Genomic DNA, 18,344 nt, shown 5'->3' with positions numbered 1-18,344 from the left:
GTTAAAAATAGCTCAGATTTGTTATCACTTTTATATTTTAATTGACCACTAACATCTAAATCTTCAACTTTTAGGAGAATGTTTTTTTCCATTAAGACCCCTCCACAATCGCAATCTCATCCTCACTCAACCCATACAGCGCATATACCATCGCATCGATCTCTTTATCCGTTTTGGCAATTTGTTCTTTTAGTTCCGAAACCGCTTTTTTATCATTCTCGAAAAGTGCCGACCAGTCGTTTTTGAAATTTCGTTCTTCGAGTTTGTCGGCAAATTTGAGTTTTTTGGCTTTGGTGTACTCTTTGACAAAATCATCAAACTCTAATTCTTCAAATTTTTGGAGTTTTTGAGGTGTTTTTTCGAGCTTGAGTTCATTGAGGAAATTTTGTTTTGCAGTTTGAAGTTGTTTGCTGAGATCAAGTATTAAATCAGATTTTTCGATAAATGGCTGTTGATCTTGTAAATTTATCTCTTTAAATGGAAATTGTCGTAAATCATTTAAAATAAGCTTTGGAAACATTTGGCGAACTGATTTTGCAGTATTTTTCATAAAATAATACGACATTAAAGAACTATTCAAAACGGACAAAATGTATTTCAGAGATATTTGTTTATCATCTTTTTCTATGATAGCAATATTGCTCATATTAAACAAATACATTTCTTCGTTATAAGTAGCTATCACACTACGTGGGTATTTGCCCGTAATCTCTCGTATAATAATTTTTTTACCATCAAATAAATTTAATGTTCGAGGAGCAGCCAAATGCTCACCATATCTTAAATACAAACCATCCCAAGAAAGAAAATACCGTCCTACATCTTTTCCATCGAGATATTTGAATGTATTATCATCAAATTTATAACTGTAATCATAAGGACGATTTTTAACGTCATCGGCAGTTTGTTGAGGAGTTCCTTTTCCTTTTTCATAAGCTTTCAAGCCTGCTTTTATTTGAACAAGGGAATTGAGAACAACAGAATTGCTCTGTAATTTTTCTATTAATAGTGAACTATCATCGTCTGAAAATACTCTAAATTCACATCCATCGTTTTTGAAAAAATCATATTGATTTTTTTGATGAGAAATAATAAATTCTGCATCATTGCTCAAAAGTACATCAAATTCATTATCAGTTGTTTTTTCTTTTTCAGCAATCAATATGATTGTTTCTACGTTGACATTCTCAAAAGAATACCCTGCTAAATTGATGATTTGGTGTAACTTACAATTATCCAAAATATATTGTCTTAATCCTTGTCCTGAATAGACCATTAGCCAAGCATTGGGAATAATCAAGCCATAATAAGCATTCGATCGAATTAATTCAACAGCTTTTTCCATGAACAAAAGATATGTATTTATTTGATAATTAGCTGATTTATAATTTTTGACATAGTAATCTTTCTCAATTTGATTCATATTCTCGCGAGCGAATACATATGGAGGATTCCCGATAACAACATCGAAACCACCTTGTGCAAAAACTTCGGGAAACTCCTCTTCCCATACAAAAGCATTTTCAGCAATGCTACGATCTGATATAAGACTATTTCCACATTTGATTTTAGTCCCTAGATTGATAAGCTCTCGACCTTTATGCGCTGTCCGTAGCCATAAAGATAGCCGTGCAATTTCCACCGCATCCTCGTTTATATCCACACCGTAGAGATTGTGTTCGAGGATGCTTTTTTCGACTTCGTATCCGATCATCAAATCCTCATACGGCAACAGTAAATCTCGTATGAGCGTATGTTCACGGATAAGAAATTCTAACGCTTGATTGAGAAATGCACCGCTTCCGCACGCAGGGTCGAGGATTTTGAGATGGGTTAGCCATTCTCTGTAATTTAATAATATTTCTTTGTAGTTTTGTTCTGCTTTTGTCAATTTACGAGGATTGACAACCACTGTTTCGGCTTCAATTTTCAACTCTGCTTTTTTATCACTGCACAATTTACCGAGAGTGTTTTCGACGATGTAGCGGGTGATGTATTCGGGGGTGTAGAACACACCGTCTTTTTTCCGTTTGGATTTTTTCTTATCAAATGCTTCATCATTTATCGAGGCGTTCATCTCCTCCAAATCGGTTAGGGATTGCTCGAAGATATGTCCGAGAATGTTTACCGATATTTCACTCACGAAATCGAAATCAGAGAGCTTTTGCGCTTCCATATCGAGATAGGTGTCATCGATGATGAGTGAGTCTAAAAGCGCATCGGTGGCAAATAGTCCGCCATTGTATTTGGGGATGTTCAGCTTGCTATTTCCCTCGTTGATCGCCTGAAAGTAGAATTTATAGATGTCATAGAGGGAATAAGAGCTAAATTTTTGGGCGTGGAACTCGTCTCGTATCTCTTTGATCGTGTTGGCGCGGAGCAATCCTCTATCTTCGGCAAAGAGGATAAAGATAATACGGTCGCAGAGTTTTTGGGTGAGACGCAGGAGGGTTTGTTTATCTAAGCTTTCGTCATTCCCGTGAAGACGGGAATCTAGCTGGATACCCGCCTGCGCGGGTATGACGGGAGAGTAGTTATTTTTAACGATATTCTCAAAGAGATGGGTGCGGAACTGGCTGAAATCACGGTACAGCTCTTTAGAAATGCTCTGCTCGAAATTAGTTGATTTTTCTTTGAGTTTTAAGGGAGTATTCTCTTGGATGCTCTCGAAACTAATGAGGAGATGAAGCGTTTTAAAATCCTCATAGGTGAGGCTAAAGAGGTTAAATTTTTCATACGCCGTTTTTTTGTCGATGTAAAAGCGCAATTCGTCGAAGTTAGAGATGATGATGTATTTGGAGTTAGAATGAGAGGCGTGATAGTTGAACGCCTGAGACTCTACCGCATCGAGGTTTTTGGTCTTTTGATCTTTTAGCTCGACCACCCCGATAATCTCACCGTTTACATAGATAACGCCGTCAGCTTTTTTGCCGTCGGTTTCGTTTTTCTTTTCGCGTTCTAAGTTATAATCAGCGGGATTGGTGGTTTTGAGAGTGTAGCCTAAACAGGACTCAAAAATGTCTTTGAAAAAGCCGTCTTGGTAAACTTCTTCTTTGAACCCACGGATTGCGTCTATTTTAGCAATATAATTTTGAAATGCCGCCCAGCGAAGAGCGACAAGACTTTCATCTTGTTTGATGGAATTGAGTACGGATTTTTGAAAAATAGACAAATTTTGTGCCTCACTGTTAAAGTGGGGCTATTATAGCAAAACCAAAAAAGTTTTAGCGATATTAGGCTAAAATACCCCCATGCGTATTGAACAAAAAGCCACCCTAATATCTACCGTTATTGCCTTTTTATTGGTAGCCTTTAAACTCACTGTCGGCATTATCAGCGGTTCGGTAGCTGTCCTAGCCTCTGCCATCGATTCACTCCTTGATATGGTCGTATCGCTCTTTAACTATTTTGCTCTTCATAACTCCGATAAAGAACCCGATGAGCATTTCAACTTCGGTCGTCGAAAACTTGAGCCTCTTGCCGCTGTGATCGAGGGGACGATTATCAGTCTATCCGCCCTTTTTATCCTCTATACGGCAATCTCCAAAATGGTTCAAGGGAGTGTAATAGAGCATCTCGATCTCTCCATGGGTGTTATGGTGGCATCGCTGGTTATTACTGCCAGTCTCGTACTTTTCTTAAACTATGTAGCTGGAAAAACCGGTAATATGGTGATCCGCGCCGATGCACTCCATTATAAAACCGATCTACTAACCAACGGTGCCGTATTGATCTCTCTTGTTGTTATTACGTTTACCGAATACACCTTTATCGATCCGTTATTAGGAATCGGAATCAGCGTATATATGATTTATTCTGCCTATCCACTGATCAAAGAGGGAATATTAATGCTTTTAGATGCTGCACTTGATCCGGAGAGTGTTGGTAAAATCAACAAACTACTGAATACCCAAATCGATATCAGCGGTCATCATGATTTACGTACTAGACGTTCAGGAAGTGATATCTATCTCAGTGTTCATGTTGTCTTTAGTATCTCCACATCACTCTACGATGCTCATATGGTAGGGGATAAAATTGAACTATCCCTCAAAAATCTTTTCCCTGAAAATACTGTATACGCACTCATTCATCTTGATCCCTATGATGATTCGGAAGAAAATCATATAGAGAAAGAGCATTAAAACGTAACTTTACACGAAAACATTGAAGATAATCATAGAAGAAAATTATCGCTGTTATTGATTTATTTAAACAAATGCACCTTCTTGCAAAGCAAAAAGTCTCCGTTCTAATCTCTCAATTGTATTTACTAGTTTCTCAGAAATATCTTTTAATTGAACATAATATTCTTTGGCAACATTTTGTTGCAAAGGAGAGATTTTCTTGCGTGTTCCAAAAAATTTAGAGAAAAAAGAGCGATCTTCATCCGTAAAATAGATTTTAAAAATTTTCATATAGATATCATGTAATTCAAAATGAAGTGTTTCAATCTCTTTTAAACAATCCATACTGGGCATCATGTTGAGTCTTTGTCCCTCTCCATAAAACCATTGACCAAACTTACAGTCAGTGCAACTAACCGGAATTTGTTCTTTTTCTATCGGAAGCCCTTCTATTAAAGCATGTGCACGATGTACCCATGTAATATGAGCTTTTTTAGCATTCCGAAGATGAGTAAGAGTTTCTTCTTTATTCATAACAATTTTCCTTTACTTTGGATATTTTATAATTCTAATGGATAATCATATCGCGATAATATCACAATAGTATAACATTATTTTATAAAGTTTAGAAGACAAATCAACTTTATCGCGCATATTCGACAACTCGGTTCTCACGAATAACACTGACTTTAATTTCACCCGGAAACTGCACTTTTTGAGAAATCTCATCGGCAATCTCTCGGGCAATCAATACGGTCTCATCATCATTAACACTCTGTGCACTCACAATAACCCGTACTTCACGCCCTGCATTGATCGCGTAGGCTTGTTTAACCCCCGCTTTTTGAGTTGCGATCTCTTCGATCTCACTTACACGGCGTAAAAAGCTCTCCAATACTTCACGTCGAGCACCCGGACGTGCTGCGGAGAGGGTATCGGCAGCACATACTGCCGCACATTCGATACTTTTGATCTCTTCATGACCATGATGAGCATAAATCGCATTGATGACTACTGGGTCTTCGTTGTAACGGCGACATAGCTCAACACCAATATCGACATGGTTTCCACCCCCTTCTTGGGTCAAAGCTTTCCCGATATCATGCAATAATCCTGCACGTCGGGCAAGTTTTACATCTCCTCCCATTTCAGCAGTCATAATTCCAGCTAAATGGGCAACTTCGAGTGTATGAGCCAAAGCATTTTGCCCATAGCTAGAACGGTATTTTAACCGTCCAATCAATTTAAGCAGCTCAGGATGAATCCCTTGTAAACCCAAATCTATCGCAATTTCTTCCCCTTCTCTTGTCATCGCTTCATCAAATTCATCACATACTTTTTGATATACCTCTTCAATTCGCGCGGGTTGAATTCGACCATCTTGAACTAAAAGTTCAATCGTTTTCGTAGCAATAGCACGTCGATAAAGATTAAATGAACTCACAATAATCGCATTCGGCGTCTCGTCAATAATAATATCGACTCCGCTTACCATTTCGAGCGTTTTGATATTGCGTCCCTCTTTACCGATAATTCGCCCTTTGAGTTCATCATCATCGAGATGGATCACACTGATCAGCCGTTCAGCCGCATATTCTCCGGCAAATCGAGATGTGGCTTGCGCCAAAATATAGTTAGCTCGTCCTCTAAGCTGTTCTTTAGACTGCTCTTCCAAGTAACGCATTGCCTTGGCTAATTCTAAGCGTTCACGTTCCCGAACTTGCTCCAAAAGAATCGTCTTAGCTTCTAGTGCACTTAACCCTGCACGCGCTTCCACAATCACCATCAATTGTTCACTTTTTAGGCGGTAGTCTTCTTTTAATTTCTCTAAAGCCCGTTCATTCCGTTCGATATTACGTCGTCTATTTTCAAGATTCGATCGATCTAAAGTCATTTTTTCTTCTTTTACTTCACGAAGAGATTCAAATTCACGTTCATCACGCATTATCTTTTCTTCACGATGAGCAAAATCTTTTTTGACCTGTTCTGATATCAAATCGTAACGTTTTTGTGCCTCTTTTTCAATCTCTATGGAACGAAGAGAAGCACGTTCTAATGTCAATTGTGCTTCATTTTCAATTGCTTTTGCTTTTGCTTTTGCCTGCTCCAAATAAAGATCAAAATGGGCTGCGGTAATCTTTTTTGAAATTAGAAATCCGACGAACCCGCTGACAAGAGCAACTCCGCCCCCAACAAGTAGTTCGTTTAACATTGTTATTCCTCATATATTGTATCCCATGAGGGGTAATGAGCAGGTCTCCTTGCACATCATAATCATCACATACATTTTGCATCGTTTGACACACACTAGGCTGGATAAAAATCGTAAATGGTTTCGTTTTTAAAGTCGAAAAAAATCGATCATACATCCCTTTACCGAAACCTACTCGGCGCAATGACCCGTCTACCCCAACTACAGGGACAATAGCTACATCTATTAAATTATATTTTCTGTACGAATCCGGAGGCTCATAAATCCCAAAAGCTTTACGTTCCAACGGGTATCTCAATGGTACCATTTTGAAACTGACGCCATCCATAAATGGCAAAAATAGCTTTTTTTTCGGGCGTAATTTTATAATACTTTTTCGAATATCGACTTCAAACCCCATCGGCCAGTACATAAGAATACTTTTGGGGTGAAGTTCTTTAATCACGGCTTCGAGAAGAACACTTACTTTTTTATCACGAGAGTATTTTGTAGTGCGGCTAAGACCCTTCAGTCGTTTCAAACAATCGGCTCTAAAATCGCTTTTGGACACTTTTTACCTTTGCTTCGTTATAATCTCTCTAATTTTATCTTATTAAAGGTCAACATTGATGCGTTTTTCAACACTCTTAATCCCTTTACTCTCCATTTCCCTCCTCTTTCAGGGGTGTGGGGAAGAATCTGCCGATGAAGCGATGGTTTCAACCGCAAACTTTACCCTTATGGACACCCAAGGCAAAAATTACACCGTCGAAAAACAAGGAACCAATTTTACCCTCGATGCAGGTGAAGACAAAGTGGTTTTATTTGATATTTTTGCAACATGGTGTCCCCCGTGCCAAGCCGAAGTAAAACATCTCGGAAACTTACAAAAAAAATATGGAGATGATCTCATCATTATGGGTATCACCATTGAAGATGATAAAAGCAACGCCGAACTCGAAGCGTTTCGTGAAAAATTCAAAGGAGGTGAGTACTTGATCAGTAACAAAGCCGATAATCAAGCACTTGCCCGATCAATCGCATCGACTATCGGTGTCGGTCAGCAATTTCCAATCCCTTTGATGGTTTTATATAAAAATGGGGAATATGTCACCCATTATGCCGGAGCAACTCAAGAAGAGATCATCGATCATGATATCGCTACGGCATTAGGGAAATAAGTATGTTTTCATTCATCAAAAAAGGGCTTCAAAAAACGGTCGAGGCGATCAGTGCGATTATCCCTGAAAAAAAGGCGACCATCAGTAAGGACGATTTAGAGAGTATCCTCCTCGAAGCCGATGTTGAATACGACCTTGTCGAAATCATCCTCCGAGAACTCTATCAGGATAATATTACCCGCGAGCATCTCCGTTCCAAACTCCTTGCAACCCTCAGTTATGCGCAAAACACCCTTCCAGACAATCCCGATAAACCAACGGTTAGCCTCATCATCGGTGTTAACGGAGCGGGTAAAACCACCACTATCGCCAAACTGGCACAACACCATCTAAATAACGGTGAGAGAGTTATCCTCGGAGCGGGAGATACCTTCCGTGCCGCTGCGATCGAACAGCTTACCCGTTGGGCCGATAAACTGGATGTCCCTATCATCTCATCGCGTCAGGGTCACGATCCAAGTGCTGTAGCCTACGACACCATCGAATCAGCAAAAGCACGCGGATTTGAGCAAGTTATCATCGATACCGCAGGACGTCTCCATACCCAGACGAACCTCGGCAATGAACTCAAAAAGATCGTCCGTATCTGCGATAAAGCCCATAGCGGTGCACCGCATCGTAAAATCCTCATCCTCGATGGAACGCAGGGCTCTTCGGCGATTGCCCAAGCCAAAGCGTTTAATGAAATGGTAGGAGTGGACGGAATCATCATCACCAAACTCGACGGTACGGCAAAAGGGGGATCGGTATTTTCTATCGCCTATGCACTATCGCTCCCAATCCTCTACATCGGTGTCGGCGAACAGCCGGAGCATTTGATACCGTTTGATAAATATGAATTTGTGGATGGTATTTTGGATGCGATTTTTGGGGAAGAATACAACAAGTAGACTTTGTATGCGCTTCATGCAGTAAAAGCTATGACCCCTTTACAAGCAACGCAACACGCTTTATTAGAAAAGGCGGCGGGGAATCTCTTGACTACACAATGCCTTCACTTGCTTCTTTTATCGTATCAACACTGATAAACATAGGAAGAATATTTGTTACTGGGTCAGGTTCTTGAATCCCCACAAATCCCCTATTCCGATAAAAATCATGCTTGCCATCCTCAGCATCCAAATAAAGACCAGCAATACCAGTTTGTGCTGCGAGTCTGTGAGTCAATTCGAGGCTATGTTTTAAAAGCTTGCTGCCAAGTCCTTGTCCCGCATATGCGAGATCTACACCAAGCATTACCAACCGTAAAACCGGTATCTGCTTTGTTGAACCGCTTAGAGCAGTGTTAAACGCTTCTTTGGCGATTGAAAAAGCCATGATATTGTAGTAACCGATAAACTTGTCATTTAATGACGTATCGAGCAATACATACGCTTGACACATATTATTTTTGACATTTTGTTTCAGAGAGCTTATTGCAAAGCGATTGATCATCTCATGGCCACAATCGAATTTTTTGATCCCATTGTAGCTTTTTGTAATATCGAAGCGTTCTAATACGATTGTATTAACGCTCATTCAAACTTTCCATCGCCATCAATTCTTTCAATTGTGGAGTGGCTTTCGGAGGATTCATCAAAATTTCCATGAATGCCTTGTGATCTTTCTCGTTCAGAGCAATCATCTCTGCTTCGGCGACTACTGCTCTTGCTTTTTCTGCTGCCGCCGAAAGTACAAATGCAGTAAGATCACATCCTTGTAATCCAGCGGCTAGTTGAATGAAATCTTTAAGCTTTGAATTTAGCTTCGCTTCAAACCTTGCATCTTTAGTATTATCTAACATCCCATTGTAAAAAGAGAGTGCTTGCATTGTTAACTCCCATACGGATCATGTACGGACATTATAACATATTTAAGAAGATTTTCGATTATACAAATTTCACTTGCAAGAAAATCGTTAAAAAAACATATTAAAGGTAGAAAAAACCAAGGAGTCTTAATGAAATCACGTTTTAAATTTACTATTGCTATGTTATTATTACTTATTCCAAGTAATTACTTTATAGTTACATCAGACAATCATAGAGGAGGAGACCATGACTATGCTTATAAAAATCGGCAACTCACAAGGGGTTCGCATCCCAAAAGCGATCATCAAACAAGCTCATCTCGAAAATGCACCTCTCGAATTTGAAGTCACGGCTCAAGGGCTACTCCTAAAACCCATCCAAAGAAAACCGCGTGAGGGATGGGCAGAAGCATTTAAAGAGATGGCTGCATCAGGCGACGATGCTTTACTGATTGATGATGGTTTGGATTTAGATTTCGACGAGTGGACAGCGTGAGTTACACGCAGTATTCTATCGTTCTCGTCAATCTTGATCCTACTATTGGTAGTGAGATTCAAAAAACACGTCCCTGTGTCATCATCTCCCCCGATGAAATGAACCAATCCATCCGAACTCTGCTGATTGCACCCATGACTTCAACCCTGAAGCATTACCCCTCACGTATCATTATTGATGAAAAATCTTCAATTGCACTCGATCAGATACGATGTATCGATAAAAGCCGTGTCATTAAGACTTTGGGAACAATCCCGACATCGTCAATTACTCAACTTAAAACCGCACTCAAAGAGATGCTGGTAGATTAAAGGGATAGCATGGCAAAGAAAAAAAATATCCTCTTCGAATGTCAACACTGCGGGTTCACCACCCCAAAATGGATAGGCAAATGTACTAACTGCGGCGGATGGGATTGTTTTGTTGAATTGAGCGAACAACAGCAGGAGGTGATCAAACTCACCTCTACCTCTTCCCCCTCTGCAGGAAGCAAAGCCAAAGAGATCACCCAGATCGTCGAGGAGCATACCGAACGCTTCAGCAGTGATGATGCAGAGCTGGATATGGTTCTAGGTGGCGGAGTCGTCCCCGGTTCTCTTGTCCTTATCGGAGGTAGCCCTGGGGTAGGAAAATCGACCCTCCTTCTGAAAATCGGTTCCAACCTCGCGAAACAGAACCGCAATGTCCTCTATGTATCAGGGGAAGAGAGCGAAGGGCAGATCAAACTCCGAGCCAACCGTCTGGGAGCCAATGTCGATAACCTCTATCTCCTCGCCGAGATACGGCTGGAACAGGTACTCTCCGAACTGCATGAGCGCTCTTATGAGTGCATTATCATCGACTCGATCCAAACCCTCTATTCCGAAACCATCGCTTCCGCACCGGGATCAGTGACACAGGTACGACAGATCACCTTTGATCTGATGCGTATCGCCAAAGAGCGTCGTATCGCCATCTTCATCATCGGACATATCACTAAAGAGGGTTCCATCGCAGGCCCTCGTGTCTTGGAACACATGGTCGATGTTGTCCTCTATTTCGAGGGGGACAGCGGACATGAACTCCGAATTTTAAGAGGGTTTAAAAACCGTTTCGGACCAACAAGCGAAATCGGAGTGTTCGAGATGCGTCACGACGGTCTGGTTTCGGCAAAAGACCTCTCATCGCGCTTTTTTAACCGCACCAAATCCCAAAGCGGTTCCGCTCTCACCGTTATCATGGAGGGGACTCGCCCTATCGTTCTCGAAGTACAAGCACTGGTAAGCGATACTCACGCCCCAAATCCGAAACGTCAGGCAACGGGGTTTGAGAACAACCGCCTCAATATGCTTCTCGCATTGTTAGAGCGAAAACTCGAAATCCCGCTCAATAGCTATGATGTCTTTATCAATATCACCGGAGGAATCAAGATCACTGAAACCTCCGCCGATTTGGCGATTCTCGCCGCCATCATCAGCAGTTTTCGAAACCGTGCTATCTCCAAAGAAACGGTATTTATCGGTGAAGTTTCCCTCGTCGGCGATATACGTGAAGTGTATCAACTTGATCAACGGCTCAAAGAGGCTACATCTCAACAGATTACCAAAGCACTGATTCCTAAAAAACCGATTGAGAAAACAGCAATCAAATGTTATGAAATTGATGAAGTAAGCAAATTATTGGAGTGGTTTTAACCTTCTTTTGCGTATAATTGGACATACATTTTATTTAGGAGTCCATTCATGCCGATGTGTTCCATTATAGCCGATCACAAATCTGAAGAGCGCTATTCTAAACTTTCCCTTGCTTATTCAACCGAAGCAGAACATCAGATGATTGAAGAGGCAATTAGCACGTGCACTCCATTGTGTTCTATCACCCCTAATATCTATGGCGGTGATGTCACAGGCGGAAAACGGATGATAACCATAGAATATCATGATGATTGCGACCGTGAAGGTGGAAACGTTTTTGAAGCGATCATCAAACAATTAGGAATTGAGCAGTGTCACTAAGTGCCAGCGCATCTGATTTAAGCGCTCAAAGACTCAAAGAGTTTGCCGACGGTAATGAAACGTTTCAGCAAACCTATTTTAAAAAACACGAAGCGCAACTGTTAAACCTCGTCAAAGAGGGACAAAACCCGCGTGCCTTATTCATAGGCTGTTCTGATTCACGTGTTATCCCCGATCTCATCATCCAATCCAATCCAGGGGATTTGTTCGTTATCCGTAATGTCGGTAACTTTGTAGCACCATACAAACCGGATGAAGATTTTCACTCGACTGCTGCAGGGATTGAATACGCCGTAGGTGTGTTAGAAGTATCAGAGATTATTATTTGCGGACATTCACACTGCGGTGCAATCGAAGCACTTTATAAAACAACATGCGATACCTCGATGATTCATACGGCTAAATGGCTAACTCTTGGGGAAAAAGCTAAAAAAATGGCACTTCTTGCACTTGGGGAAGAAGCTAAAAAAGAGGATCTTCTCCGTGCAACAGAACACTTATCAATTGTCACTCAAATCGAAAATCTCCTCACTTATCCTTACGTAAAAAAGCTTGTAGATGAAGATAAACTCTTTATCCACGGATGGTACTATGATATCGAGACGGGAGGGATCGAGTATTACGATCCGGATATCTACCAATTTCGTCCATTAAGTGAATTAGGGGATTAACTTCCTACCAATCCAAATATAAAAACAACGCCGATAGAAAATAGTTGGCTACAAAAATTGCTACGGCAGAATAGACAACGGCATAGATTGTCGATTGTCCGACTCCTCGGGCTCCTCCGCTCGTGTGATAACCGATATAGCTTCCGATCGAACTGACAATAAATCCAAAAACTGCAGCTTTAATAATACCGGTCATAATATCATCAAATTCGCCGAGCCTCATAAGTGTCTCTTGATACGCAATTGGATTAATGCCTAAAACACCGGTTGAAATAATATAAGCTGATCCTATAGCGATAAAATCAAACCATATAACCAATAACGGCAATGAAATCACCGTTGCAATGATTCGAGGCGTAATTAAATACTCTTTAGAATTGACTCCCAAAATATCAATTGCATCGATTTGTTCACTCACTCGCATCGTTCCAAGCTCCGCTGCCATCGCACTGATGGAACGAGAAATAAGCATTAAGGAGGCAAAAACAGGTCCTAATTCCTTGGTAATAGATAAAAAGATTGTATAACCGATAAAATTTTCTACCCCAAATTGATGAAAACCGCTGTAAAGCTGAATTGCTTCTACCATTCCTGTAAATAACCCTGTTAGTGTTACAACACCCATACATCCCAAGCCAATAACTTCGATCTGTGTTAAAACAATTTTATACCGTTTAAAGGCAAGAGGATAAAGTTTAAAAAGTTTTATTTGAAATAAGATAAATAAACCGAACCGTTCAACGGTATCATAAGAATGGACAAACGGGCGACCAATATAACCTAAAAGCTTCTCTACCATATTATTCCCTTATTTTCTGAGAGTAAGTTTAGCTAAATCAAACCAAAATTCAAAAGTTTCTCGCTACAATAAGCATTAAATATTTTCAAAGGAGCAACGGATGGCCGATAAAGAGAAAGAACACCAAGAACAAGCTTCCGAGGGTGGAGAAAAGAAAAAAAGTAATTTACTGTTAATCATTATTATTGTCGTATTGGTATTGGTTTTAATCATAGGAGGAGTTGTTGCAACCCTTATGCTAGGGAATAATGATGCTGAAGCAGATGCTGGGCATGGAGCAAAAACAGAAACTGCAGCCGATGCTCATGAAGTCAAGGCAGATGCTGCTAATGAAGAACATGCAGATGAGGGTCATGACGGCGGAGCATCGACGGAAGTGGGACTCATGTATCCACTTGATATTTTCACTGTTAATCTCCTCAGTGAGAGCGGTCGCCGCTACCTCAAAGTTGAAATGAACCTCGAACTCGAAGGTGAAGAGCTTTCACCGGAACTTGATACCAAAAAACCGGTATTCCGTGATATCATCATCCGTATTTTGAGTTCAAAATCACTTGAAGAGATCTCTACAATCAAAGGTAAAGAGAAACTCAAAGAACAAATCGTTAGTGAACTTAATACTCGTCTCAAAGACGGCAAAGTTAAAAATGTCTACTTCACTGATTTCGTGGTGCAATGATCGGCATCGACCTCATCAAAACTGACCGCATGAAACGTCTAATCGAGCGGTTCGGCGATCGGGGACTTCAAAAATTTTTATCCGAAAATGAAATCCTTTTAATCAAAAACCATCGCAGTGCAGCAGGCTTTTGGGCGGCAAAAGAGGCGTGTTCCAAAGCACTCGGATGCGGTATCGGTAGCGAATGCGGTTTTCATGATATCATTCTCAGTAAAACACCCAAAGGTGCACCCGTTATCGATCTCTCCACACGAGTTAAAGAGATGTTTAGTATTCAAAGTCTCAGCGTTTCAATCACCCACGACGGAGATTACGCTATTGCCGTTGTAGCACTCCAAAAATCATAACTATCGAGGTTAACACTATGCAATCCCCAGAACTTATAAGTATCCAAAAATATGCGGCGAAACACCATATCAGTATTTTTAGCGTTATTAAAAAAACAATGAGCGGCGAATTACCTACCGTAGTAAAAGAAGAGAATGGCAAAGAGGTAACGTATATTGTGATGAACCCGTCATCGGCTCAGCCTAAAAACGATCTCAATAGTACCGCTAGTGAAGAGTTTGAAATCGATTACAAAAAAGCGTATGAAGATTTGAATAAAGAGTATCTCGTTTTAAAAACGAAATATCAAAAACTCGTTGATATGCTAGAGGGGTAAAGCACTTCCAACTTATTTACGTTTTTATTTATTTTTTGTGATATAATTCTTTTCGCAGTGACTAATTTATGATACGCTCGATGGAGCGGTACGATTAAGGTCGAGGGAGTAATTACCCTCGACCTTTTTTTTTGCCCTCCAAAGAACGTATCATAGGGGGTCTTTATGGATAAGATAGTCACTGCAATGCTACTTATGTGCATTTTTGCGCCGTTACTGCATTAGCAGTAATGCCAAGGGGTTTCACCCCTTGCCCCCCTCTATTTTTTATCATTTTATTTGACTTGGAGATGATATGAAAAAACTTTTACTTTTTTTTATTCTAAGTGTTTCTCTCGTAGCTTCCGAATACACTTCTCGAATTGTTCCGTGTTCAAAGATTGCTAAACATCCTGATTTTAAACCATTAGCCAGTTTATATAATGAAATAGATGAGATATTTTCAGAAATTAATACACATAAAGATGATTCTCATTGTATTGCTGTTAACAATAAATATTTCTTTGTTTTGGGAAATTTTTATCCTCATGATCGGTTTTTTGATGGAGGGTTTCATATTTATAATATTAAAAACAATACTTGGGATGATGAACAAGAACATGAAATGAATATTGCCCCTTACGATTTTGTGACGACGATCAAAAAAGAGTTTTCCTTTAAACACCATCACTATTTCGTTGTGAATCAAGGAGCAATGCGAAACAGTATAGAAAGTACCCAAGTTTTTCTATTAAAAATACCTCAGAACCCATCTTTAAAAGAGAAATATGAAAAAATCGTCCTGATAGAAACTGAAAATAATCGTGCTTTAGATGATGAAAATCCCTCGCCGTACGGTTATCTCAAAATAGATTCAGAACAATCAAATAAGTACGAAAACAACACTGTAGAAATTAATTTTTCTGCACTTTCATACGATAAAGCACATAAACCACATTTGAAATTCTCAATTACTGTAGATAATAAAAAACCTTTCTTCGTCGAATTCAGCCCAAACAAAAATGGTCAGTTTATCGTTACAAGTGAGCTACCCGCTAATATGAAAAAGTAAAGAGGTTGAGCGGGATGTTTTTCACCCTCCCCCGACAAAATCAAGCAATTCAATCGTATCACCCTCTTTTAAAACGGTACTCTTCCACGCATCTTTTTTCACAATCTCCATATTCAGAGCCGATGCCATAACACGCTCCTCTACTCCCAAAGAACAAATAAGATCGAGCATACTCGATCCCTCTGATAACTCTCTCATTTCACCATTTACTTTGATCTGCATCGTTACTCCTACATCGACATTTTAATAAGTTGGGCAATAGTTAAAAATTTCTTCGCTATCGCAAAATCGTATGGTGTTGCTCCATCGTTATTTTTTACATTTGGGTTTGCCTTAGCTTTGAGTAAAAAATCGACCACTTTTTCATTACCGCTAAATGCCGCTTGATGCAACGGGGTAACGCCATCGTTATTGGCGAGATTAACATCAGCCCCCTCTAACACGACAAATGTTGTCAGCTCCAAGTTCTTCTTTTTGATTGCTAAGATCAACGGTGTGTTTCCATTTAAATCTTGAAAATTGATATCGGCTCCGTGTTTGAGTAAATACTTCGCCATTGTTGTATCATCGAGCTTTATAGCGACATGAAGTGCACTTAGACCCGCTTGATTAGCATCATCTATGTTTACACCTGAGATAATAATAGCTTCAACTTTTTTCATATCCGCTTCATAAACAGCCTCATGCAAAGCTCCGGCGTACAAAGAGAAAGCGATCATAAGCACGATAAGATATCTCATCTTTTATCCTTGGACAAAGCGTATCATCTTGAATCGTTCCCCCATCAACGAGGGGGTAATCAAAATTTTCACTTTTTCCAGCTCTTGGGTATAAATCTCATCACCCGCATGTTCTTTGAGCATCGCCAACAGATCAAGTATCCCCATCTCCACCAATGCGACCAGTTGTGTCGCGTACTGCGCATATTTGATCCCTTGTGCCTCATACGCCTCTTTAACATGGGTAAAGTTCACATCATAGGTAATATCGCTTTTACCGAAAGCCTCGGCGCGCACCAGTGCCTCATCAAAAAGGGGAAACGTCTGATGTTCTTGATAGACACGGATCGAAAAATCGCTCCGCGCACTCAACTCACCATAATCAAATGTCATAAATTCAAAACGCTTTGATGCGCGGCTCATTGCCTCGGCAAACGATTCGTATCCTAGGGCGATTTCCCCTCGATCTTGCTTATATTTTTCAGCCAATGCATCGATTTTAGGATCATCAATATCAAAAACAATCTCATGATTCTCTACTCGGGCAATTTTCCCTTTGTAAAAAAGTTCACATCCAAATGCGTCAAAAATCTCATTTGCGATAAAAAAGGTCGATTGCTCGTTTAACTCGTCTAGGTCCCTGTAATGTTCTAGAGTAACTGCATTCCCGAACGACTCGTCAAAATAGTTTTGTTGTGCCGTTCTCAGGTTCTCAAACCGCTCTACAATCCCGAATCTGAGGGTTTGTAATAATTGTGGACGGAGGGTATGGAGAAACTCGATAATATCAGCCAACAGATAGCCGTGATGGGCACCGATCTCACAAATCAGCGAATCAGGTCGTAAAAATCCCTCATCGAGCCGTTTAATGATATGGTTTGCAATAGAGCCGCCAAAAAACTTCGAGGTGCTCACCGCCGTGTAAAAGTCCCCGCTCTTTCCGATCGGACGATACGAAGCATAATATCCTGACTCACCGTAGAGCCAATCGTTCATGTACTGACTAAATTGCACGTACTTCCTTAGAGCGTCGCAACCGCTTTTTCAAGACGTGCAAACCCCTCATCAATATCGGCTTTCGTAATCGTGAGCGGCGGAAGGAAACGGAGTGTATTACGCCCCGCTTTGAGAACGATTACCCCCGCATCACGCGCGGCATTGATGATCTTGCCCAGCGTATCGGCATCACACACACGAAGCCCGCGCATCATCCCAAGCCCAACGTGCTCCAAAAAGATTGCCGGATGAGCTTTTGCAAAGGTAGCCAATGAGGTTTCAAAGTAGATAAGATGCTCATCCAACTCACCGCTCTCTTTGATCTCTGATAGGATGTCAAGCACCTCATTTGCCGCCGCCGTTGAGAGGTAGTTCCCTCCGAAGGTCGAACCGTGATCCCCGGGTGCGAAAATATCTTTTTTACTTGTCATAACGACACCGATGGGAACACCGCCCCCCAGACCTTTTGCCAACGTAATCACATCGGGTTCGATCCCATAAAGGTTAGATGCCAGAAACTCACCCGTGCGGTAAATTCCCGTCTGTACTTCATCCACCATCAGCAAAATATCACGCGATTTGAGCATTGCGGCTAATGCCTGAACCTTAGCACGATCCTGAGGCTGAACTCCCCCCTCGCCTTGTACCAGTTCGATCATCACCGCAACCGTGTGATCATCGATTAAAGATTCAATCTGATCGATATTTTTAGCATACACAAATCCATCAGGAAATGGTCCAAAATAATTGTGCATCAATTCTTGCCCTGTCGCTTTAAGTGCTGTAATGGTACGACCGTGAAAGGAGTGATCGAGAGTAATAATTTTATAGCGCTTAGGTTGACCTAAAACTTCTCCGTATTTACGAGCAATCTTGATCGCTCCTTCGTTCGCTTCAGCACCGCTATTTCCAAAAAAGCATTTCATGTCATATCCGCTGAGTTCAACAATACGACGCGCACACTCGGCTTGTGGCTCTATATAGTAG

At 40.7% G+C, this 18,344-nt stretch carries 23 protein-coding genes; 12 read left to right on the top strand and 11 right to left on the bottom strand.

The features are described 5' to 3' along the window. Positions 1-91 precede the first annotated feature (91 nt). Positions 92-3,172: an Eco57I restriction-modification methylase domain-containing protein gene (locus WA010_RS07845; RefSeq protein ID WP_422556576.1), complete on the bottom strand. Its 3,081-nt coding sequence runs from the start codon at positions 3,170-3,172 to the stop codon at positions 92-94. A 79-nt stretch (positions 3,173-3,251) separates the two neighbouring features. Here WA010_RS07845 and WA010_RS07840 point away from each other — a divergent pair, with 79 nt between their 5' ends. After that, positions 3,252-4,145: a cation diffusion facilitator family transporter gene (locus WA010_RS07840; protein WP_422556575.1), complete on the top strand. Its 894-nt coding sequence runs from the start codon at positions 3,252-3,254 to the stop codon at positions 4,143-4,145. Between the two features lie 66 nt (positions 4,146-4,211). Here the strand turns inward: WA010_RS07840 and WA010_RS07835 are convergent, their stop codons facing one another. From WA010_RS07835 to WA010_RS07825, 3 genes are all read right to left on the bottom strand, one after another. Continuing rightward, entirely contained in the window at positions 4,212-4,661 is a 450-nt protein-coding gene (locus WA010_RS07835) for a CZB domain-containing protein (protein ID WP_422556574.1), read from the bottom strand. Positions 4,662-4,770: 109 nt separating this feature from the next. Further along, the gene (gene rny / locus WA010_RS07830) at positions 4,771-6,339 is read right to left on the bottom strand and encodes a ribonuclease Y (protein WP_422556573.1); all 1,569 of its coding nucleotides are present in this window, start codon (positions 6,337-6,339) and stop codon (positions 4,771-4,773) included. Further along, positions 6,245-6,889, bottom strand: coding sequence for a 5-formyltetrahydrofolate cyclo-ligase (locus WA010_RS07825; protein ID WP_422556572.1), 645 nt, complete (start codon positions 6,887-6,889; stop codon positions 6,245-6,247). Before WA010_RS07825 ends, rny begins: the two co-directional genes overlap by 95 nt. Positions 6,890-6,947: 58 nt before the next feature. Between WA010_RS07825 and WA010_RS07820 the strand changes: the two genes are divergently transcribed. Further along, positions 6,948-7,499 (top strand): TlpA family protein disulfide reductase, encoded by a 552-nt coding sequence (locus WA010_RS07820; RefSeq protein ID WP_422556571.1) that lies wholly within the window; start codon positions 6,948-6,950, stop codon positions 7,497-7,499. A 2-nt stretch (positions 7,500-7,501) separates the two neighbouring features. After that, on the top strand, positions 7,502-8,389 hold the full coding sequence (ftsY, locus tag WA010_RS07815) for a signal recognition particle-docking protein FtsY (protein ID WP_422556570.1): 888 nt from the start codon (positions 7,502-7,504) through the stop codon (positions 8,387-8,389). A 91-nt stretch (positions 8,390-8,480) separates the two neighbouring features. Here the strand turns inward: ftsY and WA010_RS07810 are convergent, their stop codons facing one another. Beyond that, positions 8,481-9,017, bottom strand: coding sequence for a GNAT family N-acetyltransferase (locus WA010_RS07810; RefSeq protein ID WP_422556569.1), 537 nt, complete (start codon positions 9,015-9,017; stop codon positions 8,481-8,483). Beyond that, positions 9,007-9,309 carry a DUF1778 domain-containing protein gene (locus tag WA010_RS07805; RefSeq protein WP_422556568.1) on the bottom strand — a complete coding sequence of 101 codons (303 nt, stop codon included), beginning with the start codon at positions 9,307-9,309 and terminating at the stop codon, positions 9,007-9,009. Before WA010_RS07805 ends, WA010_RS07810 begins: the two co-directional genes overlap by 11 nt. 226 nt (positions 9,310-9,535) lie before the next feature. Here WA010_RS07805 and WA010_RS07800 point away from each other — a divergent pair, with 226 nt between their 5' ends. The 5 genes from WA010_RS07800 to WA010_RS07780 are packed head-to-tail and all read left to right on the top strand — an operon-like array spanning position 9,536 to position 12,449. Next, positions 9,536-9,784: an AbrB/MazE/SpoVT family DNA-binding domain-containing protein gene (locus WA010_RS07800; RefSeq protein ID WP_422556567.1), complete on the top strand. Its 249-nt coding sequence runs from the start codon at positions 9,536-9,538 to the stop codon at positions 9,782-9,784. Next, positions 9,781-10,095 (top strand): type II toxin-antitoxin system PemK/MazF family toxin, encoded by a 315-nt coding sequence (locus tag WA010_RS07795; RefSeq protein WP_422556566.1) that lies wholly within the window; start codon positions 9,781-9,783, stop codon positions 10,093-10,095. The genes WA010_RS07800 and WA010_RS07795 overlap by 4 nt, the downstream gene beginning before the upstream one ends. A 9-nt stretch (positions 10,096-10,104) precedes the next feature. Continuing rightward, positions 10,105-11,457: a DNA repair protein RadA gene (gene radA / locus WA010_RS07790; RefSeq protein WP_422556565.1), complete on the top strand. Its 1,353-nt coding sequence runs from the start codon at positions 10,105-10,107 to the stop codon at positions 11,455-11,457. A 48-nt stretch (positions 11,458-11,505) separates the two neighbouring features. Further along, a complete protein-coding gene (locus tag WA010_RS07785) occupies positions 11,506-11,778 on the top strand; it encodes a hypothetical protein (protein ID WP_422556564.1) in 273 nt (90 codons plus the stop codon). Beyond that, on the top strand, positions 11,769-12,449 hold the full coding sequence (locus tag WA010_RS07780; RefSeq protein WP_422556563.1) for a carbonic anhydrase: 681 nt from the start codon (positions 11,769-11,771) through the stop codon (positions 12,447-12,449). The genes WA010_RS07785 and WA010_RS07780 overlap by 10 nt, the downstream gene beginning before the upstream one ends. Positions 12,450-12,453: 4 nt before the next feature. On the opposite strand, the gene WA010_RS07775 is transcribed toward WA010_RS07780, so the two are convergent. Beyond that, positions 12,454-13,248: an MlaE family ABC transporter permease gene (locus tag WA010_RS07775; protein WP_422556562.1), complete on the bottom strand. Its 795-nt coding sequence runs from the start codon at positions 13,246-13,248 to the stop codon at positions 12,454-12,456. A 100-nt stretch (positions 13,249-13,348) separates the two neighbouring features. Here WA010_RS07775 and fliL point away from each other — a divergent pair, with 100 nt between their 5' ends. The 4 genes from fliL to WA010_RS07755 all read left to right on the top strand — a co-directional run bounded on the left by fliL (position 13,349) and on the right by WA010_RS07755 (position 15,642). Further along, positions 13,349-13,927: a flagellar basal body-associated protein FliL gene (gene fliL, locus WA010_RS07770; protein ID WP_422556561.1), complete on the top strand. Its 579-nt coding sequence runs from the start codon at positions 13,349-13,351 to the stop codon at positions 13,925-13,927. Further along, positions 13,924-14,274 carry a holo-ACP synthase gene (acpS, locus tag WA010_RS07765; RefSeq protein ID WP_422556560.1) on the top strand — a complete coding sequence of 117 codons (351 nt, stop codon included), beginning with the start codon at positions 13,924-13,926 and terminating at the stop codon, positions 14,272-14,274. Before fliL ends, acpS begins: the two co-directional genes overlap by 4 nt. Positions 14,275-14,291: 17 nt before the next feature. After that, positions 14,292-14,591 carry a hypothetical protein gene (locus WA010_RS07760; RefSeq protein WP_422556559.1) on the top strand — a complete coding sequence of 100 codons (300 nt, stop codon included), beginning with the start codon at positions 14,292-14,294 and terminating at the stop codon, positions 14,589-14,591. 295 nt (positions 14,592-14,886) lie between these two features. Then, positions 14,887-15,642: a hypothetical protein gene (locus WA010_RS07755; RefSeq protein WP_422556558.1), complete on the top strand. Its 756-nt coding sequence runs from the start codon at positions 14,887-14,889 to the stop codon at positions 15,640-15,642. Between the two features lie 21 nt (positions 15,643-15,663). Here the strand turns inward: WA010_RS07755 and thiS are convergent, their stop codons facing one another. From thiS to WA010_RS07735, 4 genes are all read right to left on the bottom strand, one after another. Further along, positions 15,664-15,864: a sulfur carrier protein ThiS gene (gene thiS / locus WA010_RS07750; RefSeq protein ID WP_422556557.1), complete on the bottom strand. Its 201-nt coding sequence runs from the start codon at positions 15,862-15,864 to the stop codon at positions 15,664-15,666. Between the two features lie 8 nt (positions 15,865-15,872). Next, positions 15,873-16,382 carry an ankyrin repeat domain-containing protein gene (locus tag WA010_RS07745; protein ID WP_422556556.1) on the bottom strand — a complete coding sequence of 170 codons (510 nt, stop codon included), beginning with the start codon at positions 16,380-16,382 and terminating at the stop codon, positions 15,873-15,875. 3 nt (positions 16,383-16,385) lie between these two features. Next, the gene (locus WA010_RS07740) at positions 16,386-17,375 is read right to left on the bottom strand and encodes an SAM-dependent methyltransferase (RefSeq protein WP_422556555.1); all 990 of its coding nucleotides are present in this window, start codon (positions 17,373-17,375) and stop codon (positions 16,386-16,388) included. Positions 17,376-17,383: 8 nt separating this feature from the next. Continuing rightward, on the bottom strand, positions 17,384-18,344 hold a 961-nt coding region (locus tag WA010_RS07735), incomplete at its 5' end, for an aminotransferase class III-fold pyridoxal phosphate-dependent enzyme (RefSeq protein WP_422556554.1).

Source organism: Sulfuricurvum sp. (genome assembly GCF_049305995.1).
In the GTDB taxonomy this organism is placed as follows: Bacteria; Campylobacterota; Campylobacteria; order Campylobacterales; family Sulfurimonadaceae; genus Sulfuricurvum.
This window is presented reverse-complemented; position numbering and strand designations above follow the sequence as displayed.